This window comes from Acinetobacter sp. YH12138 (assembly GCF_015218525.1).
In the GTDB taxonomy this organism is placed as follows: domain Bacteria; phylum Pseudomonadota; class Gammaproteobacteria; order Pseudomonadales; family Moraxellaceae; genus Acinetobacter; species Acinetobacter amyesii.
The window spans coordinates 2,361,245-2,386,419 of sequence record NZ_CP048670.1 but is presented as its reverse complement, the minus strand read 5'-3'; the positions used below and the strand labels follow the sequence as shown (position 1 = coordinate 2,386,419).

Here is a 25,175-nt window from a genome sequence, read left to right as displayed (position 1 = left end):
TTATCTGATCAATTGAATTTGGATGGAAAAACCTGAAAAAAAGCGCTATTTACATTGATCATAGTTTCATCATACGCTTTTTTATTTAGGAATAAAACCAAGTAAATTCATAGGGATATTGCGAAATTAGCAATAAAAATATTGCAAAAATATAGACTTGTTTTCACCTCGCTTAGCGATAGCAAAAATGCTCAATAATGTAAGCAGCTATGTCTAGATTGTAAGACAATTTGGTGCTGAAAAAATTGAGCCTAGATGAATTCATCCATCAGTGGACATGGTTTCAATCACACCGTTTCTCTTGCTCTGTCAGGGTAATATGCAACGCTTGTTGCTCAAGCAAGCTTAATTTATGCAACGCATCTTCAGGGAAAATCTGTTTTTGCAGGCGTTGAATTTGTCGCGCTGATAAATGCTGATTGGCACAATACATCGCAGCTTCATTAGCGCGCGCAACACTGACTAATTTCTCCTGATCATTGAAGTCGAGACGAATGATAGGCTGCTGTGCTCGGCTAAGTTGAGCCATGCTGCGCTTTTGTTGCATGCTCAATAAAGGCTGTTTATTAATCCAAGTCGCCACATCACGTCGCACACCATTATAGTCAACAAAAATTGGGGAGACGATTTGGCAGCCCGTCAGTGTCATAACGGCAAGGCTGAGGGTCAGACAGATTTTTTTTATCGAATTGAATTGCATGATAAAACTCTAATTTTTAATCAAAAAATATAGTAATTAGGGCTAAAAATAGCATGATTTGCTTAAATAGTAACATCTTGAACTTTGCTTGTTTAAACTCTGAACAATTGCAAACAAAAATGCTTGACGATAATGTATGAAATCTAGATAATGCCACCACAGTTTACGGCTATGTAGCTCAGTTGGTTAGAGCACCGCACTCATAATGCGGGGGTCACAAGTTCAAGTCTCGTCATAGCCACCATTTTTATAGACCAAGCTCTCAGCTTGGTCTCTTTTTTTGTGCCTAGAAAAAGTCAAATAGATTGAAATAATTACAGCACTAATAAAATAATCTATTTACGATGTTAATGTAGAAATAAAAGAGAACTCAAATCTTTGATGTTATGAATTGATGTCCTAACTTTTGAAATACACATCTCAATTATTTTTTATTCTTACTGCTGCGTATTTTGCGCCTATAAAAAAGCCCAGTTCTATAACTGGGCTTTTTTTAATTTGAATCGAGTAATTAGATACCCGGTTTCCAACCATTCACGATTGGGTAGCGTCGTTCACGGCTAAATGCACGTGAGCTGATACGTGGACCAATCGCGCCTTGGCGACGTTTGTATTCGTTTAGATCAACCAAACGGATGACTTTTTTCACCACTTCAGCATCAAAACCTTTGGCAATGATGTCATCTTGGCTCATGTCTTCTTCGATATACGCATACAAGATGGCATCCAATACTTCATATTCAGGTAATGAGTCTTGGTCTTTCTGATCTGGACGAAGTTCCGCAGAAGGTGGACGAGTAATTACACGTTCAGGGATCACTGGTGTTTCTGAAATGCTGTTACGGTATTTTGCTAGTTCAAATACAATCGTTTTATATACGTCTTTAAGAACTGCAAAGCCACCGACCATGTCACCGTACAATGTACAGTAGCCAACAGATAATTCAGACTTGTTCCCTGTAGAAAGGACTAAATTGCCGAACTTGTTCGATAAGGCCATTAGCAACGTACCACGAGAACGCGCTTGTAGGTTTTCTTCAGTCGCATCAGTCGGTGCAGCGCCAAAGAAAGGGAATAAGGTTTGCATAAAGCCATTCACAATTGGATTGATTTCGGCAATACCAAAAGTTACGCCCATATTCTTGGCTTGTTCAGCAGCATCTTCAACGCTGATTTGCGCGGTATAGGTATATGGCATCATGACCGCTTGAACTTTATCGGCGCCAATCGCATCGGCAGCAATCGCTAAAGTTAATGCTGAGTCAATACCACCAGATAGACCTAAAATCACGCCAGGGAAGCCTGAACGTTGTACGTAGTCACGTGTTGCGATCACAAGGCTTTGGTAGATTTCAGCCATGGTATTTAATACAGGCGTGATTGCACCTGTTTTAAAGGCTTTTTGTTCAGCATCGTATTCTGCGATATATAGATCTTCAACAAAACTTGGTGCTTGCAACGCAACTTCACCTGAATTGTTCATCACAAAGCTTGTGCCATCAAAGACAAGGTCATCTTGACCGCCCACTTGGTTGCAGTAAACCAGATTGATGTTCAATTGTTTGGTCAATGCACCCATGGTTTCAATGCGATGCTGTGGTTTACCAACTTCATAAGGTGAAGCATTCAACACCAAAGCGGTTTCAACATTTAACTGAGCAAGCTGTTGAACAGTTGGTAAAGCCCAAACATCTTCGCAAATCAACACACCAAACTTATGACCTAAATATTCAAAGACAAGGTGTTGATGACCCTCACTGAAATAACGTTTTTCATCAAAAACGCTATAGTTTGGAAGATTTTGTTTATTGTAAATCCCGAGAACTTGACCATTTTTCATGACAGCAGCAGAGTTATAGCGCTGACCATCTTCAGTTTGATTCACAAAACCAAAGACTAAAACGATGTCCTTAACGTTCGCCAATTGTTCAAAAGCTTGCTGTGTACGTTTATTTAAACTTGGACGTAATAATAAATCTTCAGCAGGATAACCAACTGTAGAAAGTTCAGGAAAAACAATAATATCTGCGTTCTGTTCTTTTGCAGCATTGGCTTGTTGAAGCATTTTTGCTGCGTTTGATTCTAGATTACCAATATGCGGAGAGAACTGAGCAAGTGCAATTTTAAAACTATTCATTCCAACTAAATCCTATTCCTATAGGTGAATACACTTAACACACTGATTTGTATTATTGTGATTATTCAGCGAGTGTATTTAGATACGAAAAATACTGCCGAAAGGCGAAAACAAAACACCATCATCGTATGATAATTCACTTGTTTTGATGCAAAGCAAAAAAATAAGGTAAACCTATTTTATCTGAATTTAAGCGAGATACTAGAGGTATTCATAGCTTTTAAAAGCCTAGCTGAGCTTATGTGCCATAAAGTAAATATTAATGCTGTTTTTTTGTACTTAAAATAGCGTCAATGGTCGAGCAATAGCGTGAAATAGAATGATCTGGCGATATTCAATTTATCTATAAATATTCGTCAAAGAGCATTGACGCTTTACAGCTCAATTTGATGAACAAGTTCTGGATATAAAATAATATTTTTAATTCGCTTTAAATAGATGTCACGAGCAATGTCACCTTGTTGCTCAATGTTGTAGTCAAAAAATGCCTTGTGTGGTTTGAGGGTATAGCGGTAAGGATTATATTTTTTAAAACTGAAGAAATACGCCATCTGTAACACAGCGCCTCGACCCAAAACATTGATTTGCTGCTGGTATTGATAAACATGGGCCATCTCATGAATAAACAGGGCACGATATCCTAAAGACGCTTTGGCATAGTCCGCTTTAAACAGTAAATTTCGTGCATGGATATACCCCTGAGGCGCCATGACCACATGCGCCGATTGCCAAGGCAAAAAAGGGTGATTCATCACTTTCACTTGCTCATATTGAATCAAATCCCCAAACACACTCCGACACATGGATATTTCACCTGCCGTGAGAGATCGATATTTAAAACCTTCAAGTTTTAATAGTCGGATGAGCGTGTGAAAGAAAGGCAACATGATGAAAGGTGTCTAAAGCTCTAAAGGGATGTGCAGTTTTACTATAACCTGAAAATACAATATCACGCTGTTGCGCTGTATTTAAAGAGCGATATTTTTGCATCTGCTACAGCGAAAAATCGGTTAGGGCGTTACAATTTAGCTTTCGGTCAAACAGATAGTCAGATGCAAGCACGGATCAATACTTTAATTTCTGAAATCAGCAAAAATATGTATGAACGTGAGCAGATTATTGCTTTGAGTTTGTTGGCTGGTGTTGCGGGCATGAATACCTTTTTATATGGTTTGCCTGGCACAGCAAAAAGTTTGATTTCACGTCGAATTGCCTCAGCTTTTGAAGTCCATGACTACTTTGAATATTTGATGAATCGTTTCAGTACGCCGGAAGAAATTTTTGGCCCAGTATCAATTAAAGCCTTAAAAGAAGATCAATATATTCGTAAAACAGAACATTATTTACCACGGGCAGATTTTGCTTTTTTAGATGAAATTTGGAAAGCCAGCCCTGCGATTTTAAATACTTTACTGACCTTGGTGAATGAGCGGGGTTTTAAAAATGGTGACATTGTCCAAAAAGTTCCATTGAATGTTTTGGTCAGTGCATCGAATGAAATTCCCGAACCAAATCAAGGTCTAGATGCCTTGTATGATCGTTTTATTTTGCGCTTAGAAGTGCCGCCGATTGCTGTTGCAGAAAACTTTCATGCACTATTACAGGCCAAGCCGAGTCAAGTCAGTGTTGAAGTCGATGCGACCTTAAAAATAAAAAAAGCAGAGTTGCAAGATTGGCGGGAACAGATTTATCAGGTGGAATTATCCGAATCGATTTTAAATCTGTTTGATCAACTTAAAAATCGACTCAATCATAACTTTGAAGATCACGTGGTCTATGTCTCTGACCGTCGTTGGCAACGTGTGGCTTATTTAGTCAAAGCTTGTGCATTTTTAAATGATCGTTCATCGGTGATTTTGAGTGATTTATTAATTTTAAAACATTGTTTATGGAATCAGCCTGAAGACATTGCTTTTGTTTCACAGCAGATAGATGAAGTATTGGCTGAAAATGGCTTAAATTATGGGTTGCAGTTCGAACAGCATGTGGCAGAGAAGGATGCACTTGAACAGCAGGTGCTCAATCATTTTTATTATACCGATGATGTCTATGAGAGTTATTTAATTCATGGCACTGACTACTTACGTGCAGTGACCAATCTAGATCGACACTATAAAGATAAAGTGTTGTATCTCGAACTGGATAAAATGGATACGAAAAAGGACTTCTTTGCCTTAGATGATACTGGTGAAGAAGTGCGTGGCATCGTATGTAATTTTAATGGTTCAAGAGTATGTACGTTAAAAGGTGGTTATTACGGCTTAGAAGAAGTGGTGACGCCGTATATAAAACATACCAAAGGCAGTCCACGCAGCGCACTTTCAGCACAAAGCCAATATGAGCTGTTACACGAAGTTCAACGGCTCAAATCATATTTTCAAACAGAATTGGAACTGTTAACGGAACGCTTTAACAGTCAAGAACATCAGTTTAAATCGGTCTTTGTCACTGAACAGGATATTCAATATTTGATTCAATCTATTGAGCAGCAATTGGCACGATATCAGTTGCAATTGCAAGATTGTGAGCGTTTGGAACAGTTATGTCGCAATTAAAACCGACACGACAACAAACCCAATCGGCGCTCGATGAATTAAGTTCGCAGCTTTATGATGAATTAAAACAATCCAGTTTAAAACATTGGTTGAAAGATCATAAAGTTGCAAAAAAGCTCGATCAAAAAATTCAGGAATGGGCCTTTCAGGCAAAGTCGAGTTTAGATCAGCAGCATCCTTATGCAACGGCCCAGCAGCAATTGGAATATTGGCTTGCGTTAAAGCATTGGGAGCAGGGTGATTTTGTTCAATTCCACACTGAATATGCCGCCTTCATGCAAACCTTGGGGATTCCAGAATTCACTGAAATGTGGCAACAGAGCCAACAGTCGTTGCTGACCGAGCAGCAGCGTCAATTACACATTGAGCTATTCAAAGGCAAATGGCAGCGCAAATTGACCGAAGCTATTGCACATTGGGAGTTTGAGCAACTCCGTCTACAACGAGATGCCTTTTTAGATGAAATCAAAGATTTTCTCGCGACATTGTCGAAAATGGTCAAGCACCATGACAGTGTCGGGTTTGAAACAGGGATTTTTCTGGACTATTCCAAAGGGCAATTAACAGAGCACGATGTACAGAACTTTGAGCAATGGGCGAATTATCTCGAGCAAGATCGGGCGCTTAAACGTCTATGTCAAATGATCGGAAGCGCACAGCCGAATATGCCACGTAAGCGGATTTCTGCTCAGTTAGAACAAGAACCACAGCAGCTTATTCACACCCCGATGGCGCAAGAGGAAATTACTGGAATTAAATTGGCACAAGAAATCAGTATGGCTTTACCTAGCGAGTTGGCGCTGTTAGCCGATCCTGACTTACAGGTTTTATTTGATTTAAAATATTTAGAATCTAACCTGATGAGTTTTAATCGACAAGGTCAGCAACAGGGACGGGTGATCGAAGACCAACGCCATACGCAGCATCGAGTCGGACAAAAAGGCCCGATGATTGTCTGCTTAGATACCAGTGGCTCAATGAATGGGCAACCTGAACTGATTTCCAAAGCGATTTGTTTGTATTTATCTATTCGAGCGTTAAAAGAAAAGCGAGCGATGTATTTGGTGAATTTCTCGACCAATTTAACCGCGCTGAATTTACAGCGTAACAGCGCTTTGGATGATGTCATTCACTTTTTAGGGCAGTCATTTCATGGGGGAACCGATATTATCCCTGCGATGAATCATGCCGTGGACATGCTGAAACAACCGAATTTTGTACATGCCGATGTGGTGGTGATTTCCGACTTTATAATGGGTCAACTGACTGAAGAACTCATGCAAGAGATCACACATTTTAAGCAGCAGGGCAATGGATTCTATGCTGTGGCTATCGGTAATTTTAAACTGGATCATTTAGATGACAGCCTGTTTGATCATCAATGGGTCTATCAATCTGCGACCGGTGAAGTGCAAAAAATCCAATAATCATCACTCACTCAAAATACGCCATGACCTTTAATGACAAGCTTTTGAGCCATGCAGCATTGATGTTTTAAAGATTGTCTGACAAAGGAAATATTTGAGCATTTTTGCAAATCTAGAGGTCGGTTTTGCTAATGGCCTAGTGATCTATCTCACTTAATTTGATCTCAATCTATGTGTTTTTACTTTAATCGACATGAAGTCAATGAACGGTAAACACCCAAATTGAGAGCAAAACCATGAGCGCTTTTCAACCGATAAAAAAAACGTTAGCACGCGTATTTGCAGGCCCTGTCTTTGACCCAACAAAACAGTCTGCCGTTGTTCCTATTCGTCATATGAAATTTGATTTCGAACCAGAAAAAATTGATCCAAAATTTTATATGAATGCAGAATTGGCCAGTGCCTATTTTGCATCTTTATCTATTTTCTTAACCCGTGGCGAAGATTTGGTGATTGATACTGCTCGATATCATCGCGACTTTATTCAAGATCCTGTATTAAGACAACGTGTCACGTCGTTGATTGGGCAAGAGGCTATTCATTCACGTATGCATGAAGAAATGAATGAAGCGTATCGCGCAAGAAATCTGCCTGTGCAATTTTTTAGAAAGTTAGAACACTACGTCTTTGCCTATGGTTTTGAACGTATGCCACAGCCAATGAAGTTATCCTTAATGGCAGCAATTGAGCATTTCACCGCAGTGCTTGCGGAATACATGATGAATCATGAAGAAATCTTTTTTAATTCAATAGATGAAAAGCAGCGCGCCATTTGGATGTGGCATATGTTGGAAGAGTCTGAACACAAAGACATTGCCTATGATGTTTATCAAGAATTATCAGGTAATTATGCTTTACGTATTGCTGGCTTTTTCCCTGCATTAATTACCATTTTGGGTTTGATTTCAATTGGTGCATCGATTGTCCCTTTCTACAGAAAGCCATCAAATTTGATTAGCCTAAGCTACTGGAAAGATGTTCCGCGCAGTTTCCAACTGATTTTTGGGTTAAAAGATGGTGTTTATGGCAGCAGCCTCGGGCATATTTTTGACTATCTACGACCAAGTTTTCACCCGAATGATCATGACACTTCTGCATTTCTTGAATATTACAAAAAGCGTTTGCTGAACCCTGTTGATGGCGTGTTAACACCTTATTTTGTCAAAGAATTTACACCAGCATTAAAACGATAAAAGGACAAAACCATGGGTCTATTTGGAAAAAAGAATAAGCCAAGTGAAAACGCCTACGCGGTGGTTACTGGTGCAGGCAGTGGTATAGGAAGAAGCTTTGCTTTGGAGTTGGCACGTCGTGGTGGGACAGTGGTCTGTGCCGATATTCATCTAGAAGCAGCGCAAGAAACGGTTGATCAAATTCATTCTATGACCTCATCAAATGCTTATGCAGTGCAGTGTGATGTAGGTAAGGCTGAAGAAGTTAAAGCACTGTCACAGCAAGCTGAGCAGTTGATGGGGCATGCTGTGACCTTGGTGATCAACAATGCAGGCGTCGGGCTGGGTGGTAAATTTGATGAACTGAGTTTAGACGACTGGCAGTGGTGCATGCATGTCAATTTGTGGGGTGTGGTGCATGGCTGCCATTATTTTGTACCCAAGTTGAAACAAAATAAGCAGGGGGGCGCGATTATTAATGTTGCTTCTGCTGCGGCATATACCGCTGCACCAGAAATGACAGCATATAACGTGACGAAGTCGAGTGTGTTGGCATTGTCTGAAACTTTATCGGCAGAGCTCAGATCGGCAAATATCCGTGTGAATGTACTATGCCCAACCTTGGTGCCGACCAATATCATGAAGAATGGACGCTTGCCCAATCGATATTCAGGCTTGGCTGATCAACTGCTGATGAATCATGCATTTACGACGAGCCACGATGTGGTCAAATTGACATTGAATAATTTAGATGCAGGGAAGTTGTATACCATTCCGCAACCTGATGCCAAATTATTTTGGTGGTTAAAGCGTCTATCCCCGCAAACCTATACCCGCTTATTGGGGGTGGGTTATCCCTTATTTAACAACTATATTAAAAAGTCGGGAGCAAAAGCATGAACATGCCGACACAATTACATGACGAAGATGTAAAAGCATTAGATCAAGAGGAAACTCAAACTAAAAAGGCAACAACGCAAACTAATGCACGTCTTACTGTAACGTCTTCTGCCAAAGCAAAAAAAGCAGTACAAGACCAATCAGAGTCAGAGCCTAGCCTAGAAAAACCAAGTGTAGAAAATCAAGTGCGTGTCTACGATACCATCGTGATTGGTGCGGGGATATCAGGTTTAGCTGCTGCTCATCAAATGAATGAACGGGGTTATACAGATTATGTGGTTTTAGAAAAAGCCAATCGCGTGGGAGGTACATGGCGCGACAACACCTATCCAGGTTGTGGATGTGATGTTCCTTCGGCGTTGTATTCTTTTTCATTTGCGCCGAGTCATAAATGGAGTCATTTATTTGCCAAGCAACCTGAGATTCTGAACTACTTAGAGGATGTGGCAGAGCAGCATGGGCTTTATCGTAACATTCAGTTCAATTGTGAATTGATTGCAGCGGAATGGAATGAGGAATTAAAGCAATGGCAATTGGAGACGAGCAAAGGTAAGTATGCGGCGAGAACGGTAATTTTTTCCACTGGGCCGATTACTGAACCTCAAATTCCAAAAATTAAAGGTATTGAAAGCTTTGAAGGTGAAATGTTCCATTCTGCGCGATGGAACCATGCCTATGACTTAAAAGATAAACGTATTGCGGTGATTGGTACGGGGGCATCTGCGATTCAGTTTATTCCTCAGATTCAACCTATTGCCAAAAATGTGGTGGTGTTTCAACGTACCGCACCATGGGTATTGCCAAAAGCAGATTTGCCACTGAATGACCGTGCGAAAGGCATCATTACCCGCTTTCCAACTGTACAAGAAACTTGGCGCAAAAGTGTGGCCGGTATATTAAATGGTATTAATTTAGGGCTGCGTAATCCTTCACTACTAGAGCCTGTGAATTATTTGGGTCGTCAGTTGTTGAAAACACAAATTCAAGATGCTGAATTACGTGAAAAAGTTACACCAAACTTTTCTATTGGTTGTAAGCGTCTTTTATTTGCCAATAACTATTATCCTGCTTTGCAGCAAGCCAATGTCGAACTTGTACCACATGGTTTAGTTGAAATAGAAGATAATACTGTTATTGCTGCGAATGGTGAACGTCATGAAGTCGATGTCATTATTTGGGGTACAGGTTTTGAAGTTTCTCATCCGCCGATTGGGCAGCGTGTAAAAAATGCCAAAGGGGAGTTATTGTCAGAACTTTGGAAAAACAGTTCTCCTGAAGCATTTTTGGGTACCAGTATCGCGCAAGTACCTAATGCCTTCTTGGTGCTTGGGCCAAATATTTTGGTTTATGACTCATTTATTGGGATTGCAGAAGCACAGGTTGGATATATCGTTGATGCTTTGGTAAAAATGAAACAAGAGAAGATACAACGGCTTGAAATTAAGTCAAATGTATTGGCCTATCACAATGCAAAAGTACAGACGCATTTACAGACCACAGTCTTTAATAGTGGCGGCTGTAAGAGCTATTACTTAGATGCCAATGGACGTAATTTTGCAGCTTGGCCGTGGTCACTGAAACAGTTAAAGCAGCGTCTAAAACAGGTGGACTTGACAGACTATGAGACGGTTGCTTAATAAAAGTTACTTAACTTAATAAGCTAAAATAAAGCATCATCAATATTTAAGCCTTTTGTTTACAGCCTAATTTCTACGTGGAATTAGGCTTTTTTTATGACGCTATCTGATGAAACAGTGTGAGACTTTCTAGAAAATGGCGATTTAAAATACACTCAGCAATAAACAGCATACTTTATAGTTTGTGATGCATCGTTTTATCTAATGATTGAGCAGGAAAATTCAGTCAGATGGGTCTGTTTTAAAGTGCAAAATAAATCTAGCCGCATAAAAAAACCGCCCCAAAGGGACGGTTTTTAGATTCGCACAATTCTTTCGAATTAACGACCTTGGATATCGCGTTGAGTTTCGCCAGTGTAAAGCTGACGAGGACGACCGATCTTGTAAGGTGCGCTGTGCATTTCTAACCAGTGGCTGATCCAACCAACAGTACGTGCAAGAGCGAAGATTACGGTAAACATTTCTGTTGGGATACCAATCGCTTTAAGGATGATACCTGAGTAGAAGTCTACGTTAGGGTATAGGTTACGTTTGATGAAGTATTCGTCAGAAAGCGCAATACGTTCAAGTTCCATAGCCAAAGCAAGTTGTGGATCGTTGATACCAAGTGCAGTTAACACTTCGTCACAAGTTTCTTTCATTACTTTCGCACGTGGATCGAAGTTTTTGTAAACTCGGTGACCGAAGCCCATAAGTTTAACTTCTTTAGTTTTCACTTTTTCCATGAACGGAGCAACGTTTTCTACAGTGCCGATTTCGTCAAGCATCTTAAGAACAGCTTCGTTCGCGCCGCCGTGAGCAGGTCCCCATAGAGCCGCGATACCCGCAGCGATACATGCGTATGGGTTAGCGCCAGTAGAACCAGCAAGACGTACTGTAGAAGTAGACGCGTTTTGTTCGTGGTCAGCATGAAGCGTGAAGATACGGTCCATTGCTTTAGCAAGAATAGGGTCAACTTTGTAATCACGGTCTGCAGGAGTAGCAAACATCATGTACAAGAAGTTTTCTGCGTAGCTTAAGTCGTTACGTGGGTAAACGAATGGTTGGCCTACAGTATATTTGTAAGTCCAAGCAGCTAAAGTAGGAACTTTAGCGATTAAGCGAATAGCAGTGATTTCGCGGTGGTCAATGTTTTCAACATCGAAACCGTTGTGATAGAACGCAGAAAGCGCACCAACAACACCACACATGATCGCCATAGGGTGAGCGTCACGACGGAAACCATTGAAGAAACGGCCAACTTGATCGTGAACCATAGTGTGGTTACGAACTTTAGCATCGAATTCTTGTTTTTGTTCAGCAGTAGGAAGCTCGCCGTTCAAAAGAAGGTAGCAAGTTTCTAAGTAGTCTGCTTTAGTAGCAAGCTGGTCGATTGGGTAGCCACGGTGTAGAAGAACACCTTTACCGCCGTCAATGAAAGTGATTTTAGATTCACAAGCAGCCGTTGAGACAAAACCAGGATCAAAAGTAAAGTGACCTGCGGCCAACACATCTTTAACGTCAATTACATCTGGGCCTAGAGTGCCACTGTAAATTGGTAAGTCAATTTCTTTGCCATCAAGCTGTAAAACGGCTTTTTTGCCAGTTGCTTCAGACATTCAATAGATCTCCTGTCCTGGTGAATGTTTTATCTGACTCAGTACTAATCTTTTAATGCGAGAATCAGACAGATCAAAAATTTGCTCTAAGATTAGAGGGAACTGAAATTTTGTCAATTATACTTATGGATATAAATTGAGGATCATTCCTTGAAATGAAACACAATTCATCCGCTTAAAAAATGAGTAAAATCACAGTGCCGACGCAGTATAATAAGTCAATTTGCAGGGGAGGTGCAGATTAAAAAAAGCCTATTGCCTTAATTGTAAGCAATTTTTAATTCTTAAAAACTCTGAAACAATTATGAATTACAAGACCGCTATTTCATTAAATTATTATAATTTTCGTAACTTACACACATCTTTGGCTCTAAATTGCTTTTTTCTTATTCATAATTAAAACGACTTAATCGTACTTAAAAAAAAGTTCGTTTGGTTAAAAAATAGTTAATTAAACGCCTTTAAAAGATCAATAAATGAGCATTTTTGTCATTGGAAAGGTAAAAAATGGCGTTTTATTAAACAGATTTGCTGTTGCTAAGATTTTTATGCACAGACTAAGTACTTATTTCGTTTCATGATCTTTGAGTTTTATTATTTGAGAAAATGCTGCACATTTATTTTTATGATTATGGCTTGGCGAATGTGCTGGAAGATTTTAAAATGTAGTGGGAAAAGAAAGATTTAGATTTGTTCATCTTTAGTCTAAAAGTTTAAATCGCCATATACACACAAAAACAATAAGTGAAATTTACATTTAACTGATTAAAACCAACAACATAGTATGATTTTCTTAGATAAATAAGGTATTTGTTTTTAGAAAATTTATTGTTAATGATTCTTATTTAAGGATATTTTGCGAAATTCCTAATTGTCTTCGTTTGTGTTTTGAAAGTTCACGTTTTATAATTCCCTGTCGTTTATAAGATCAGACAGCTGCAGAGTTTATTATATTGTAATGTCTGACTATGCTAGCTTTCCTACGAATTAATTCCAACAAACTCCGGATGGAGTTTTTACTTACAGGATGCCCGCTGTGAAAAGCAACAGACCTGTCAATTTGTCCATGGGTCAAGTTTTAGACGTAAACTTAAAATCCCCTGTGGCTATTGCATCAATTTTACACCGTCTATCAGGTGTTATCGTATTTTTACTCGTACCGGTCCTTCTTTGGATTTTAGACAAATCTTTATCTTCACCTGAAGGTTTTGCGCAAGTTCAAGCTGTGTTTGATAGCTTTATTGTGCGTTTTGTCGTATGGGTATTTGTAGCCGGCTTAATTTATCACCTTATCGGTGGTATCAAGCATCTATTTGCAGATCTTGGCGTTGCTGAAGAACTTCAAAGTGGTCGTATCGCAGCTACTATTTCATTGATCTTGTCTGCAATCGGTATTGTTGCAGCATTTGTATGGATTGTTCTCTAATGAAAAGTGCTACAGGTTTAACAGGATCAGGTTCTCGCGATTGGTTTATCCAGCGTGTAAGTGCCGTTGTATTGGCTGTTTATACTATTGTTGTACTGGGCTGGATCCTTTGCAATAGCGGATTCACTTTTGAGCAATGGTATGGCTTTATGATGACAACACCAATGAAGATTTTATCTTTATTGTCTGTCTTATCTCTTGTTGCGCATGCTTGGATTGGTATGTGGCAAGTATTCACTGACTATGTGACTACTCGTCAAATGGGTCCTTCAGCAAACGGTCTGCGTTTAGTGCTGACTTCTGCAGTGATTGTTGCAGTATTTGCATACGCGATCTGGGCGATCCAGATTTTTTGGGCAAATTGATAGGAAAATATCATGGGCGCTATAACCCCTAAAGAAGATTACACAAATATTCCACACCTAACTTTCGATGCAGTCATCGTTGGTGGTGGTGGTTCAGGTATGCGTGCTTCTTACCAACTTGCTCAAGCTGGTTTGAAAGTTGCTGTACTGACTAAAGTATTTCCAACTCGTTCACACACTGTTGCAGCGCAGGGTGGTATTGGTGCATCTCTTGGTAACATGCAAGAAGATAACTGGCACTACCACTTCTACGATACAGTTAAAGGTTCTGACTGGTTAGGTGACCAAGACGCAATTGAGTTTATGACTCGTGAAGCGCCTCAAGTTGTATATGAGCTTGAACACCTAGGTATGCCATTTGACCGTAACGCTGACGGTACAATTTACCAACGTCCGTTTGGTGGTCATGCTGCGAACTATGGTGAAAAACCAGTTCCACGTGCATGTGCTGCTGCCGACCGTACAGGTCATGCTCTTCTTCATACGCTTTATCAAAGCAACGTGAAAATGGGTACTCAATTCTTCGTTGAATGGATCGCACTTGATTTGATCCGTAATGAAGAGGGTGATGTGCTTGGTGTGACAGCAATTGACCAAGAAACAGGTAAAATTGCAGTATTCCAAGGTAAAGCAACATTGTTCGCTACTGGTGGTGCTGGTCGTGTTTACCGTGCATCTACTAACGCTTATATCAACACTGGTGACGGTCTTGGTATGGCAGCTCGTGCAGGTATTCCATTACAAGATATGGAATTCTGGCAATTCCACCCAACAGGTGTTGCGGGCGCAGGCGTATTGTTGACAGAAGGTTGTCGTGGTGAAGGTGCGATCCTTCGTAACGATGCTGGTGAGCCGTTCATGGAACGTTATGCTCCGACATTGAAAGACTTGGCACCTCGTGACTTCGTATCACGTTCAATGGACCAAGAAATTAAAGAAGGTCGTGGCTGTGGTCCTAAGAAAGACTACATCTTGCTTGATATGACGCATCTTGGTGCTGAAACAATCATGAAACGTCTTCCATCTGTATTTGAGATTGGTAAGAAATTCGCGAACGTTGACATCACTAAAGAGCCAATTCCTGTAGTACCTACAATCCATTACCAAATGGGGGGTATTCCTACAAATATTCATGGTCAAGTGGTTGTTCCTGTATCTCGTGAAACTGAAACTTTGGTTGCGAACTACAATAAAGAAACTGGTGTGTACTCACACAATGCGGGTGACCGTGATTTCACTAAACCAGTGAAAGGTTTCTATGCAATTGGTGAATGTTCATGTGTATCTGTACACGGTGCTAACCGTCTAGGTACAAACTCATTGCTTGACTTGGTTGTATTTGGTAAAGCTGCTGGTGAACATATTGTTGACTATGTAACTAAACACCACGGTGATGAATATGCACCGCTTCCTACAACTGTTCTTGAAAAAACTTTGAATCGTGTTCGTCATCTTGATGAATCAACTTCTGGTGAAAATGCTCAAGAAGTTGCAGATGCAATCCGTGACATCGTTCAAGATCACGCTGGTGTATTCCGTACATCTGCACTTCTTGAAGAGGGTGTGAAACAGATTCTTGCGCTCGAACCACGTGTACGTAACATTCACTTGAAAGACAAATCTAAAGTATTTAACACAGCGCGTGTTGAAGCTCTAGAAGTTGAAAACCTGTATGAAGTTGCGAAAGCGACACTGATTTCTGCGGCTGCACGTAAAGAATGTCGTGGTGCGCATACAGTGGTAGATTTTGAATTACCACCTGATCATGCTGACTACCCATACGGTCGTCGTGATGATGAGTGGATGAAACACACTTTATGGTTCTCTGTAGATAACCGTCTTGAGTACAAACCAGTACGTTACAAGCCTTTATCTGTAGATGCTATTCCGCCTAAACCACGTACATTCTAATTGGGAGAAGTAAGATGAGTAGAGGTACTCGTACATTTAATATCTACCGCTACGATCCTGATAAGGATGCAGCTCCGTACATGCAAACTTTTAAACTAGAGTTGACTGATAAGCATCGTATGTTGCTTGATGCACTTCTAGCATTAAAAGTTCAAGACGAATCATTAACATTCCGTCGTTCATGTCGTGAAGGTATTTGTGGTTCTGATGGTGTAAACATTAATGGTAAAAATGGTTTGGCGTGTCTTTGGAACCTAAACGACTTACCAGAAGTGATCACAATTCGTCCACTTCCAGGTCTTCCAGTAATTAAAGATTTGGTTGTAGATATGAATCAGTTCTACGATCAGTACAATAAAATCCATCCGTTCCTAATCAACAATCAGCCTGCGCCTCCTAAAGAGCGTTTGCAGTCTCCTGAAGAGCGTGAACATTTAGATGGTTTGTACGAATGTATTCTTTGTGCATGTTGTTCAACTTCATGTCCATCATTCTGGTGGAACCCAGACAAGTTCTTGGGTCCTTCAGCATTGTTGAACGCATATCGCTTCATCATTGACTCTCGTGATACAGCAACTCAAGAGCGTTTGGCTCGTCTTGACGACCCATTCTCATTGTTCCGTTGTAAAGGTATCATGAACTGTGTATCTGTATGTCCTAAGGGTCTTAACCCAACTAAAGCAATCGGTCACATCCGTAATATGCTTTTAGATCTAGGTTAATAGATTTGGCAGTAAAAAGAAGCGCACCATTGGGTGCGCTTTTTTTGTCATATATAAAAGTGATGATAGTGAAAGTTATTCGCTGTCATTGCAGAGTGCTATAAATGGATTTCATAGAAACGTAGTGAATTAAAAGTATAAAGTGATAGATAAATGGTTATTTATTGATGAAACGCTCGTTCAAGTCTGTCAAAAGGATTAGAAGATGTTATTATGTAACGTAGTAAAAAGAGAGAGGATAGGAATGTCAGCTCTCTTTTGTTTTTGTATATGAGATGAGGTAAAAATCGAACGTAGACTTTTGTCTTAATTGAAAGATCATTTTATATGTAGCACCATATCATAGATGAAAATACAAACAGTGTATTTCGCTAATTTATGAGAGGTATGTGTCAAAAAAATCAATTGAAATGCTCGAACGTGTTAGCATTTAAGGTATCACTATATGTAAAAAATGACTTTGAATTGGGTACATTTTTTCTACAATTTAAGCGCTGTAGACGGTATATAAATGTTAATAAAGTCGCTTTAGAAAAGATAATTGCGAAAAATTTATTTTTTCTAAGATGATTTGCAAAAATTGCCCGATTTATGTCGGGTATTTCTCAATGAGTAATGATGCCGCTGAGGGCGTTATTGTTCATTAATCACATTGGGTAATCCTAATGTAGTGATAACGCCTCAAGGCTTAAGCCTAATGGGGACTAATGTCATATTACCAATTTGACATTACTAATCATGGGTTCGCTTAAAAAGCATCCTGAAATGTTTTGCAATAGGAAATGGGTCCACAAATGCAAGAAGTTGCTGACGCACTGCGTCTTGACACTGAACTTAGCGCTGACAGTGCAGCGTATATTGAAGAACTTTATGAGCAGTATTTAACGGCTCCAGACTCAGTAGAGGCTGATTGGCGTGAATACTTCGATAAATTCCCGAAAGGTGATCAACCACACAGCAATGTACGTGAGCAATTCCTATTATTAGGCCGTAATTCAAGCCGTGTTCAGCCAGTAGTGCAAAGTGCAGTAAGTTCTGAGCATGAACGCCGTCAAATCGGTGTATTACAGTTGATCGCTGCATACCGTAACCGTGGTCATCAAAACGCAAAATTAGATCCACTTGGTCTTGCAAAACGTGAAATCGTGCCTGATCTAGATCTTGCTGCGCACGGTCTAACTCAGTCTGACTTAGATACTGTATTTAATACAGGTAACCTTGCAATCGGTAAGTCTGAAGCAACACTTGGTGAAATGGTTCAAGCAATGGAAGCAACTTATACTGCTTCGATTGGTGTTGAATACATGCACATTGTTGATACAAAAGAAAAACGTTGGATTCAACAACGCCTTGAAGGTACTCGTGGTCAATTTGGCTACACTGCAGACCAGAAAAAACACATTCTTGAACGTCTAACTGCAGCTGAAGGCCTAGAAAAATATCTTGGTAACAAATTCGTTGGTGCGAAACGTTTCGGTGTTGAGGGTGGTGAATCTTTCATTCCTATGGTGAATGAACTTATTCAACGCGCAGGTTCAGTAGGCTGTAAAGAAGTGGTTATCGGTATGCCTCACCGTGGCCGTTTAAACCTTCTTGTAAACATCATGGGTAAAAACCCAGCTGATCTATTTGGTGAGTTCGAAGGTAAATCTCTGCATAAAAAAGGCTCTGGTGACGTTAAATACCACCAAGGTTTCTCTTCAAACGTCATGACTCCGGGTGGCGAAGTTCACTTGGCATTAGCGTTTAACCCATCACACTTAGAAATCGTTGGACCTGTAGTTGAAGGTTCTGTACGCGCACGTCAAGTACGTCGTAAAGATATCGGTGGTGATGATGTATTACCAATCATCGTTCACGGTGATGCTGCATTTGCAGGTCAAGGTGTAAACCAAGAAACCTTCCAAATGTCACAAACTCGCGGTTATACCGTGGGTGGTACAGTTCATATCGTTGTAAACAACCAAGTTGGTTTCACAACGTCTGACCCACGTGATGCGCGTTCTACAGAATATTGTACTGACATCGCGAAAATGATCCAAGCACCGATCTTCCATGTGAACGGTGATGATCCTGAATCTGTATTATTTGTTTCTCAATTGGCACACGATTTTCGTCATACATTCCGTAAAGACGTTGTAATCGATATGTTCTGCTACCGTCGTCGTGGTCATAACGAAGCCGACGAGCCAGCTGCAACTCAGCCAATGATGTATCAAATCATCAATAAAAAAGCGACTACACGTACGCTTTATGCTGACAAGCTTGTACAAGAAGGTGTTCTTGATCGTGCTTCTGCTGATGCAATGGTTGAACAGTATCGTTCTGACCTTGAAGCAGGTAAACACGTTGCAAATGCGTTGGTACTTGAGCCAAATACAAAAATGTTTGTGGACTGGAAACCTTACCTAGGCCACGAATACACAGACAAATGGGATACCACTTTCCCAATCGAACGTCTAAAAGAGCTTGGTGCGAAAATGCGCGAGCTTCCAGAAGGCTTCGTGATGCAACGTCAGGTTGCTAAAGTGATTGATGACCGTCTGAAAATGCAGACTGGTGAAATGCCATTGAACTGGGGTGCTGCTGAAACATTAGCTTACGCGTCTCTTCTAGATGAAGGTTTCCTTGTTCGTTTAACAGGTGAAGACGTAGGTCGTGGTACATTCTCACACCGTCATGCAAAACTTCATAACCAAGTAGATGGTTCAACTTACATTCCATTATGTAACTTGAAAGAAAACCAACCACGTACAGCTATTTATGACTCATTATTGTCAGAAATGGCGGTTCTTGCATTCGAATACGGTTATGCAACGACTCTTCCGAAGAGCCTTGTCATTTGGGAAGCGCAATTTGGTGACTTCGCAAACTGTGCACAGGTTGTAATCGATCAGTTCATCGCGTCTGGCGAAACTAAGTGGGAACGTGTATGCGGTCTGACTATGCTTCTTCCACACGGCTTTGAAGGTCAAGGTCCTGAGCATTCATCAGCTCGTTTAGAGCGTTTCTTACAGCTATGTGCTGAAGAAAACATGCAAGTGATCACACCGACTACACCAGCGCAGATTTACCATGCGATGCGTCGTCAAGCACTTCGTCCAATCCGTAAACCAATGATCGTGACTTCACCGAAGTCTCTTCTTCGTCACAAACTTGCAACGTCTACTTTAGAAGAACTTGCAAATGGTTCATTCCAAACTGTGATCGATGAAATTGACAATATCAACAAGTCAGACGTAACTCGTCTAGTGCTTTGTGGTGGTAAGGTTTACTACGACTTACTTGAAAAACGTCGTGAAAAAGAATTGAACAACACAGCAATCGTTCGTATTGAACAATTGTATCCGTATCCAGAAGCACGTCTTGCTGAAGTTCTGGCACAATATCCAAACGTTAAAGAATTGGTTTGGGCTCAAGAAGAACCGAAGAACCAAGGTGCATGGTTATTCATCGCTCCGCGTCTTTATGACGACGTGATGAAAGCGGGCAAACAAGTTCGTATTAGTTATGCAGGTCGTGAAGCTTCTGCTGCACCGGCTTGTGGTTCACCATATTTGCACGCAAAACAACAAGCTCAGCTCGTAAATGATGCTTTAGCTATCGTAGCTGAATAACAGGAGATTCTTAATAATGGCAACCGAAATTAAAGCACCGGTATTCCCAGAGTCAGTTGCTGACGGTACAGTTGCAACTTGGCACAAACAACCAGGTGAAGCAGTATCACGTGACGAAGTGATTTGTGATATTGAAACAGATAAAGTTGTTTTAGAAGTTGTAGCTCCTGCTGACGGTACGATTTCTGCAATCGTTAAAAACGAAGGCGATACAGTTCTTTCTGCTGAGGTGATTGCGACTTTTGAAGAAGGTGCTGCTTCTGGCGCTGCTCAAACTCAAGCTGTTCAATCAGAAGAGAAAGTAGAACAAGCTGCTGCGCAAACTCAAGCGGGCGCTGCTCCTGTTGTTGAACGTGCTCAACCTGTTGCTGATCAAGCTCCTGCAGTGCGTAAAGCATTGACTGAGTCTGGCATTGCTGCTGCTGACGTTGCTGGCACTGGCCGTGGCGGTCGCATCACTAAAGAAGATGTTGCAAACCATCAAGCTAAACCAGCTGCTCCTGCTGCTGCGCCATTAAGCGTTGCTGTTGGTGAACGTATCGAAAAACGTGTTCCTATGACTCGTCTTCGTAAGCGTGTTGCTGAACGTTTACTTGCTGCAACTCAAGAAACTGCAATGTTGACTACGTTCAACGAAGTAAACATGAAACCAATCATGGAAATGCGTGCGCAATACAAAGATGCTTTTGAAAAGCGTCATGGTGCACGTCTTGGCTTCATGTCATTCTTCGTTAAAGCGGCAACTGAAGCACTTAAACGCTACCCAGCTGTAAACGCTTCGATTGATGGCAATGACATCGTTTACCACGGTTTCTACGACATCGGTGTTGCTGTATCAAGTGACCGTGGTCTAGTAGTTCCAGTTCTTCGTGATACTGACCGCATGAACTATGCTGAAGTTGAAAACGGTATCCGTGCATACGCTGGTAAAGCGCGTGATGGTAAATTGGGTATCGAAGATATGACTGGCGGTACATTCACTATTACTAATGGTGGTACTTTCGGTTCTTTGCTTTCTACACCTATCTTAAATACGCCACAAACTGCGATTTTGGGTATGCATAAAATCCAAGAACGTCCTATGGCTGTAAATGGTCAAGTTGAAATCTTGCCAATGATGTACTTAGCGCTTTCTTATGACCACCGTCTAATCGATGGTAAAGAAGCAGTAGGCTTCCTTGTAACAATCAAAGAATTGTTAGAAGAACCAGCTAAGCTAATCCTTGATCTTTAATACTTCAGAATAATGCAATGGGCTTAGAGCGATCCTCTAAGCCCATTTTTGGAGATACACATGTCTCAATTTGATTTAGTTGTTATTGGTGGCGGTCCTGGTGGTTATGAAGCTGCTATCCGCGCTGCTCAATTAGGCTTTAAAGTAGCTTGTATTGAAAAACGTATTCATAAAGGTAAACCATCTTTAGGTGGTACTTGCTTAAACGTGGGTTGTATCCCATCTAAAGCATTACTTGATTCATCTCACCGCTATGAAGATACCGTTCATCACTTAGATGACCACGGTATTACGACTGGTGAAGTGAAATTTGATCTTGCAAAACTGCTTGATCGTAAAGACAAAATTGTTAACCAATTAACGATGGGTATTGATGGCCTACTTAAAGGCAATGGTATCGAATGGTTAAAAGGTACAGGTAAATTACTTGCAGGTAAGAAAGTTGAGTTTGTATCTCACGAAGGTGAAACTCAAATTTTAGAACCTAAATATGTAATCCTTGCATCGGGTTCTGTGCCGGTAAGTATTCCTGTTGCTCCTGTAGACCAAGACATTATTGTTGACTCTACTGGTGCGCTTGAGTTCCCAGAAGTGCCTAAACGTCTTGGCGTAATCGGCGCGGGTGTAATTGGTCTTGAACTTGGTTCAGTATGGCGTCGTCTTGGTTCTGAAGTTGTTGTATTTGAAGCAATGGATGCATTCTTGCCAATGGCTGATAAGGCTTTGGCAAAAGACTATCAAAAAGTATTGACTAAACAAGGCCTTGATATCCGTGTTGGCGCTAAAGTTGCTGGTACAGAAGTCAATGGCCGTGAAGTTACTGTGAAGTACACTCAAGGCGGCGAAGACAAAACTCAAACTTTCGATAAATTGATCGTTTGTGTGGGCCGTAAAGCATATGCAGAAGGTTTATTGGCCGAAGATTCAGGCATTAAACTCACTGAACGCGGTTTAGTTGAAGTAAACGATTGGTGTGCAACTTCAGTTGAAGGTGTATACGCAATTGGTGACTTGGTACGTGGTCCAATGCTTGCACATAAAGCAATGGAAGAAGGTGTAATGGCTGTTGAGCGTATCCACGGTCATGCAGCTCAAGTGAACTATGACACTATTATCTCTGTAATTTACACACACCCAGAAGCGGCGTGGGTTGGTTTAACAGAAGAGCAAGCGAAAGAAAAAGGCCACGAAGTTAAAACAGGTCAATTTGGTTTCGCTGCAAATGGTCGTGCAATGGCTGCTGGTGAAAACGCAGGCTTTGTTAAGTTTGTTGCTGATGCGAAGACAGATCGTCTACTCGGTATGCACGTGATTGGACCTGCAGCGTCTGATATCGTACACCAAGGTATGATCGCACTTGAGTTCGTATCAAGTGTTGAAGACCTACAGTTAATGACTTTCGGTCACCCGACATTCTCTGAAGTCGTTCACGAAGCTGCACTTGCAGTCGATGGACGTGCAATTCACGCGATTCAGCGTAAACGTAAATAAGATGTAAAAAGAGCGGCTTAGGCCGCTCTTTTTTGTTTCAGATGGTTGTTTTAATTTGAATAATCATCTAAAAATAAAGATAAGAAATATTTTAAGATTTAAAAAGGTTAAAGCTGCTTTGACGGATGTCTGGGCTTTAATGGGTCATAACAAAGCGAAGAAAGAGTAAAAGGTTGTTCAATGAATCTACACGAATATCAAGCTAAAGCGTTATTAAAAAAATATGGTATGCCTGTTCAAGAGGGCGTATTTGTAACTACCGCAGAAGAAGCAGTCAAAGCTTTTGAGCAACTGGGTGGTAAGTTTGCGGTACTCAAAGCCCAAGTGCATGCAGGTGGTCGTGGTAAAGCAGGCGGCGTTAAAGTCGTAAAATCTGCACAAGAAGCCACTGATTATGTGAACCAAATGGTCGGCTCACGCTTAGTCACTTATCAAACAGATGCATTAGGTCAACCCGTCAGCGGTATTTTGGTATCTGAAGATGTTTATCCAGTAGAGCGTGAATTGTACCTAGGTGCTGTAGTTGACCGTTCTAGCCGTCGTGTGACCTTTATGGCATCGACTGAAGGCGGTGTTGAAATTGAGAAAGTTGCAGAAGAAACGCCTGAAAAAATTATTAAAGTTGAAGTAGATCCTTTAGTTGGATTGTTACCATTCCAAGCACGTGAAGTGGCGTTTGCTTTAAACCTAAAAGATGGTCAAGTGAATCAATTTGTCAAAATCATGTCTGCGGCTTATCAAGCATTCATTGAAAATGATTTTGCTTTATTTGAAATTAACCCGTTATCCGTACGTGAAAATGGCGAGATTTTATGTGTGGATGCAAAAATTGGTATCGACTCAAATGCTTTATATCGCTTACCAGAAATCGCAGCACTACGCGATAAAACGCAAGAAAATGAGCGTGAGCTGAAAGCATCAGAATTTGATCTGAACTATGTTGCCTTAGAAGGCAATATTGGCTGTATGGTCAATGGTGCTGGCCTAGCGATGGCAACCATGGACATCATTAAACTCTATGGTGGTCAACCTGCAAACTTCCTAGATGTCGGCGGTGGCGCGACCAAAGAACGCGTAATTGAAGCCTTTAAAATCATTTTGGCGGATAGTTCTGTGCAGGGTGTATTAATTAATATTTTTGGCGGAATTGTACGTTGTGACATGATTGCTGAAGCAATTATTGCAGCGGTTCAAGAAGTAAATGTGACTGTACCTGTGGTTGTTCGTCTAGAAGGGAACAATGCAGAGTTGGGTGCAAAATTACTTGATGAATCAGGTTTGAAATTGATTTCTGCAAATGGCTTGGCTGATGCTGCAGAAAAAATTGTTGCTGCGGTAAAAGGCTAAGGGAGTAGAGATCATGAGCGTATTAGTTAATAAAGACACCAAAGTGTTGGTACAAGGTTTTACTGGTAAAAACGGCACATTCCATTCTGAACAGTCAATTGCTTACGGCACAAAAGTGGTCGGTGGGGTGACTCCGGGCAAAGGCGGCACACAACATTTGAATCTGCCCGTATTCAATACCATGAAAGAAGCTGTACGTGAAACGGGTGCAACGGCAACTTCGATTTATGTACCGGCACCATTTGTCCTAGATTCAATTATTGAATCGATTGATTCAGGTGTTGAGCTGATTGTGGTGATCACTGAAGGTGTGCCGACACTCGATATGCTAAAAGCGAAACGTTACCTAGAAACCTATGGTAACAATGCACGTCTAATTGGTCCGAACTGTCCAGGAATTATTACTCCGGGTGAATGTAAGATCGGTATTATGCCAGGGCATATTCATCAGCCGGGTAAAATCGGCATTATCTCGCGTTCAGGGACTCTGACCTATGAAGCTGTAGCGCAAACCACGAAGCTGGGTCTAGGTCAGTCGACGTGTATCGGTATTGGGGGAGATCCAATTCCTGGCATGAACCAAATTGATTGCTTAAAGCTGTTCCAAGACGACCCGCAAACTGAAGCGATCATCATGATTGGTGAGATTGGTGGTACAGCAGAAGAAGAAGCGGCTGAATATATCCAGTCGAATGTAACTAAGCCTGTTGTCGGTTATATCGCGGGTGTGACTGCACCAAAAGGTAAACGTATGGGACATGCAGGCGCGATCATTTCGGGCGGTAAAGGTACAGCAGAAGAGAAATTTGCTGCTTTTGAAAAAGCCGGAATGGCCTATACCCGTAGTCCTGCTGAATTAGGCTCAACTATGTTTGAAGTCTTAAAGTCAAAAGGTCTTGCTTAAGTACGGTAAGTTTCTGTTAATAAAAACCCCTC

At 40.9% G+C, this 25,175-nt stretch carries 18 protein-coding genes and 1 tRNA gene; 15 read left to right on the top strand and 4 right to left on the bottom strand.

Translation table 11 applies throughout. The features are described from left to right. Positions 1-283 precede the first annotated feature (283 nt). Positions 284-700: a hypothetical protein gene (locus G0029_RS11545; protein WP_180107570.1), complete on the bottom strand. Its 417-nt coding sequence runs from the start codon at positions 698-700 to the stop codon at positions 284-286. Positions 701-867: 167 nt separating this feature from the next. On the opposite strand from G0029_RS11545, the gene G0029_RS11540 reads away from it, so the two are divergent. Beyond that, positions 868-944: transfer RNA gene (locus G0029_RS11540), tRNA-Met, on the top strand. Between the two features lie 267 nt (positions 945-1,211). On the opposite strand, the gene G0029_RS11535 is transcribed toward G0029_RS11540, so the two are convergent. Both G0029_RS11535 and G0029_RS11530 read right to left on the bottom strand, forming a co-directional pair. Further along, positions 1,212-2,837, bottom strand: a complete 1,626-nt coding sequence (locus G0029_RS11535; protein ID WP_180024107.1) for an NAD+ synthase — start codon at positions 2,835-2,837, stop codon at positions 1,212-1,214. Positions 2,838-3,211: 374 nt separating this feature from the next. Further along, positions 3,212-3,724, bottom strand: coding sequence for a hypothetical protein (locus G0029_RS11530; protein WP_180063458.1), 513 nt, complete (start codon positions 3,722-3,724; stop codon positions 3,212-3,214). Positions 3,725-3,889: 165 nt separating this feature from the next. Here G0029_RS11530 and G0029_RS11525 point away from each other — a divergent pair, with 165 nt between their 5' ends. The 5 genes from G0029_RS11525 (at position 3,890) to G0029_RS11505 (ending at position 10,528) form a co-directional block, all read left to right on the top strand. After that, on the top strand, positions 3,890-5,392 hold the full coding sequence (locus tag G0029_RS11525; RefSeq protein ID WP_180107627.1) for an AAA family ATPase: 1,503 nt from the start codon (positions 3,890-3,892) through the stop codon (positions 5,390-5,392). Next, positions 5,380-6,819 (top strand): VWA domain-containing protein, encoded by a 1,440-nt coding sequence (locus G0029_RS11520; protein ID WP_180107571.1) that lies wholly within the window; start codon positions 5,380-5,382, stop codon positions 6,817-6,819. Before G0029_RS11525 ends, G0029_RS11520 begins: the two co-directional genes overlap by 13 nt. Before the next feature lie 236 nt (positions 6,820-7,055). Then, positions 7,056-8,012, top strand: coding sequence for a metal-dependent hydrolase (locus G0029_RS11515; RefSeq protein ID WP_078192996.1), 957 nt, complete (start codon positions 7,056-7,058; stop codon positions 8,010-8,012). Positions 8,013-8,024: 12 nt separating this feature from the next. After that, the gene (locus tag G0029_RS11510; protein ID WP_180107572.1) at positions 8,025-8,891 is read left to right on the top strand and encodes an SDR family NAD(P)-dependent oxidoreductase; all 867 of its coding nucleotides are present in this window, start codon (positions 8,025-8,027) and stop codon (positions 8,889-8,891) included. Next, positions 8,888-10,528 carry a flavin-containing monooxygenase gene (locus G0029_RS11505; RefSeq protein ID WP_180107573.1) on the top strand — a complete coding sequence of 547 codons (1,641 nt, stop codon included), beginning with the start codon at positions 8,888-8,890 and terminating at the stop codon, positions 10,526-10,528. The genes G0029_RS11510 and G0029_RS11505 overlap by 4 nt, the downstream gene beginning before the upstream one ends. 320 nt (positions 10,529-10,848) lie before the next feature. Here G0029_RS11505 and gltA read toward each other — a convergent pair whose 3' ends face one another. After that, complete coding sequence (gene gltA / locus G0029_RS11500; RefSeq protein WP_078189909.1) at positions 10,849-12,126, bottom strand: citrate synthase; 1,278 nt, start codon at positions 12,124-12,126, stop codon at positions 10,849-10,851. 1,027 nt (positions 12,127-13,153) lie between these two features. Between gltA and sdhC the strand changes: the two genes are divergently transcribed. The 9 genes from sdhC to sucD all read left to right on the top strand — a co-directional run bounded on the left by sdhC (position 13,154) and on the right by sucD (position 25,143). Continuing rightward, complete coding sequence (gene sdhC, locus G0029_RS11495; protein WP_078192993.1) at positions 13,154-13,552, top strand: succinate dehydrogenase, cytochrome b556 subunit; 399 nt, start codon at positions 13,154-13,156, stop codon at positions 13,550-13,552. Continuing rightward, entirely contained in the window at positions 13,552-13,917 is a 366-nt protein-coding gene (gene sdhD, locus G0029_RS11490; protein ID WP_078189907.1) for a succinate dehydrogenase, hydrophobic membrane anchor protein, read from the top strand. The genes sdhC and sdhD overlap by 1 nt, the downstream gene beginning before the upstream one ends. Before the next feature lie 12 nt (positions 13,918-13,929). Further along, positions 13,930-15,828, top strand: coding sequence for a succinate dehydrogenase flavoprotein subunit (gene sdhA / locus G0029_RS11485; RefSeq protein ID WP_180107574.1), 1,899 nt, complete (start codon positions 13,930-13,932; stop codon positions 15,826-15,828). A 14-nt stretch (positions 15,829-15,842) separates the two neighbouring features. Further along, positions 15,843-16,550, top strand: coding sequence for a succinate dehydrogenase iron-sulfur subunit (locus tag G0029_RS11480; protein WP_078189905.1), 708 nt, complete (start codon positions 15,843-15,845; stop codon positions 16,548-16,550). 794 nt (positions 16,551-17,344) lie between these two features. After that, positions 17,345-20,167 carry a 2-oxoglutarate dehydrogenase E1 component gene (locus G0029_RS11475; protein ID WP_111884450.1) on the top strand — a complete coding sequence of 941 codons (2,823 nt, stop codon included), beginning with the start codon at positions 17,345-17,347 and terminating at the stop codon, positions 20,165-20,167. 16 nt (positions 20,168-20,183) lie between these two features. Then, positions 20,184-21,401, top strand: a complete 1,218-nt coding sequence (gene odhB, locus G0029_RS11470; RefSeq protein WP_111884404.1) for a 2-oxoglutarate dehydrogenase complex dihydrolipoyllysine-residue succinyltransferase — start codon at positions 20,184-20,186, stop codon at positions 21,399-21,401. Between the two features lie 60 nt (positions 21,402-21,461). Beyond that, positions 21,462-22,892, top strand: a complete 1,431-nt coding sequence (gene lpdA, locus G0029_RS11465; protein ID WP_180107575.1) for a dihydrolipoyl dehydrogenase — start codon at positions 21,462-21,464, stop codon at positions 22,890-22,892. Between the two features lie 180 nt (positions 22,893-23,072). Next, complete coding sequence (sucC, locus tag G0029_RS11460; RefSeq protein ID WP_078192988.1) at positions 23,073-24,239, top strand: ADP-forming succinate--CoA ligase subunit beta; 1,167 nt, start codon at positions 23,073-23,075, stop codon at positions 24,237-24,239. 13 nt (positions 24,240-24,252) lie between these two features. Next, the gene (sucD, locus tag G0029_RS11455; RefSeq protein WP_078192987.1) at positions 24,253-25,143 is read left to right on the top strand and encodes a succinate--CoA ligase subunit alpha; all 891 of its coding nucleotides are present in this window, start codon (positions 24,253-24,255) and stop codon (positions 25,141-25,143) included. Positions 25,144-25,175: the final 32 nt, after the last annotated feature.

Bases quoted from the DNA above. Each gene is read 5' to 3' on its own strand.
- G0029_RS11545 (WP_180107570.1), bottom strand. From the start codon at position 700: ATGCAATTCAATTCGATAAAAAAAATCTGTCTGACCCTCAGCCTTGCC.
- G0029_RS11535 (WP_180024107.1), bottom strand. From the start codon at position 2,837: ATGAATAGTTTTAAAATTGCACTTGCTCAGTTCTCTCCGCATATTGGT.
- G0029_RS11530 (WP_180063458.1), bottom strand. From the start codon at position 3,724: ATGTTGCCTTTCTTTCACACGCTCATCCGACTATTAAAACTTGAAGGT.
- G0029_RS11525 (WP_180107627.1), top strand. From the start codon at position 3,890: ATGCAAGCACGGATCAATACTTTAATTTCTGAAATCAGCAAAAATATG.
- G0029_RS11520 (WP_180107571.1), top strand. From the start codon at position 5,380: ATGTCGCAATTAAAACCGACACGACAACAAACCCAATCGGCGCTCGAT.
- G0029_RS11515 (WP_078192996.1), top strand. From the start codon at position 7,056: ATGAGCGCTTTTCAACCGATAAAAAAAACGTTAGCACGCGTATTTGCA.
- G0029_RS11510 (WP_180107572.1), top strand. From the start codon at position 8,025: ATGGGTCTATTTGGAAAAAAGAATAAGCCAAGTGAAAACGCCTACGCG.
- G0029_RS11505 (WP_180107573.1), top strand. From the start codon at position 8,888: ATGAACATGCCGACACAATTACATGACGAAGATGTAAAAGCATTAGAT.
- gltA (WP_078189909.1), bottom strand. From the start codon at position 12,126: ATGTCTGAAGCAACTGGCAAAAAAGCCGTTTTACAGCTTGATGGCAAA.
- sdhC (WP_078192993.1), top strand. From the start codon at position 13,154: ATGCCCGCTGTGAAAAGCAACAGACCTGTCAATTTGTCCATGGGTCAA.
- sdhD (WP_078189907.1), top strand. From the start codon at position 13,552: ATGAAAAGTGCTACAGGTTTAACAGGATCAGGTTCTCGCGATTGGTTT.
- sdhA (WP_180107574.1), top strand. From the start codon at position 13,930: ATGGGCGCTATAACCCCTAAAGAAGATTACACAAATATTCCACACCTA.
- G0029_RS11480 (WP_078189905.1), top strand. From the start codon at position 15,843: ATGAGTAGAGGTACTCGTACATTTAATATCTACCGCTACGATCCTGAT.
- G0029_RS11475 (WP_111884450.1), top strand. From the start codon at position 17,345: ATGCAAGAAGTTGCTGACGCACTGCGTCTTGACACTGAACTTAGCGCT.
- odhB (WP_111884404.1), top strand. From the start codon at position 20,184: ATGGCAACCGAAATTAAAGCACCGGTATTCCCAGAGTCAGTTGCTGAC.
- lpdA (WP_180107575.1), top strand. From the start codon at position 21,462: ATGTCTCAATTTGATTTAGTTGTTATTGGTGGCGGTCCTGGTGGTTAT.
- sucC (WP_078192988.1), top strand. From the start codon at position 23,073: ATGAATCTACACGAATATCAAGCTAAAGCGTTATTAAAAAAATATGGT.
- sucD (WP_078192987.1), top strand. From the start codon at position 24,253: ATGAGCGTATTAGTTAATAAAGACACCAAAGTGTTGGTACAAGGTTTT.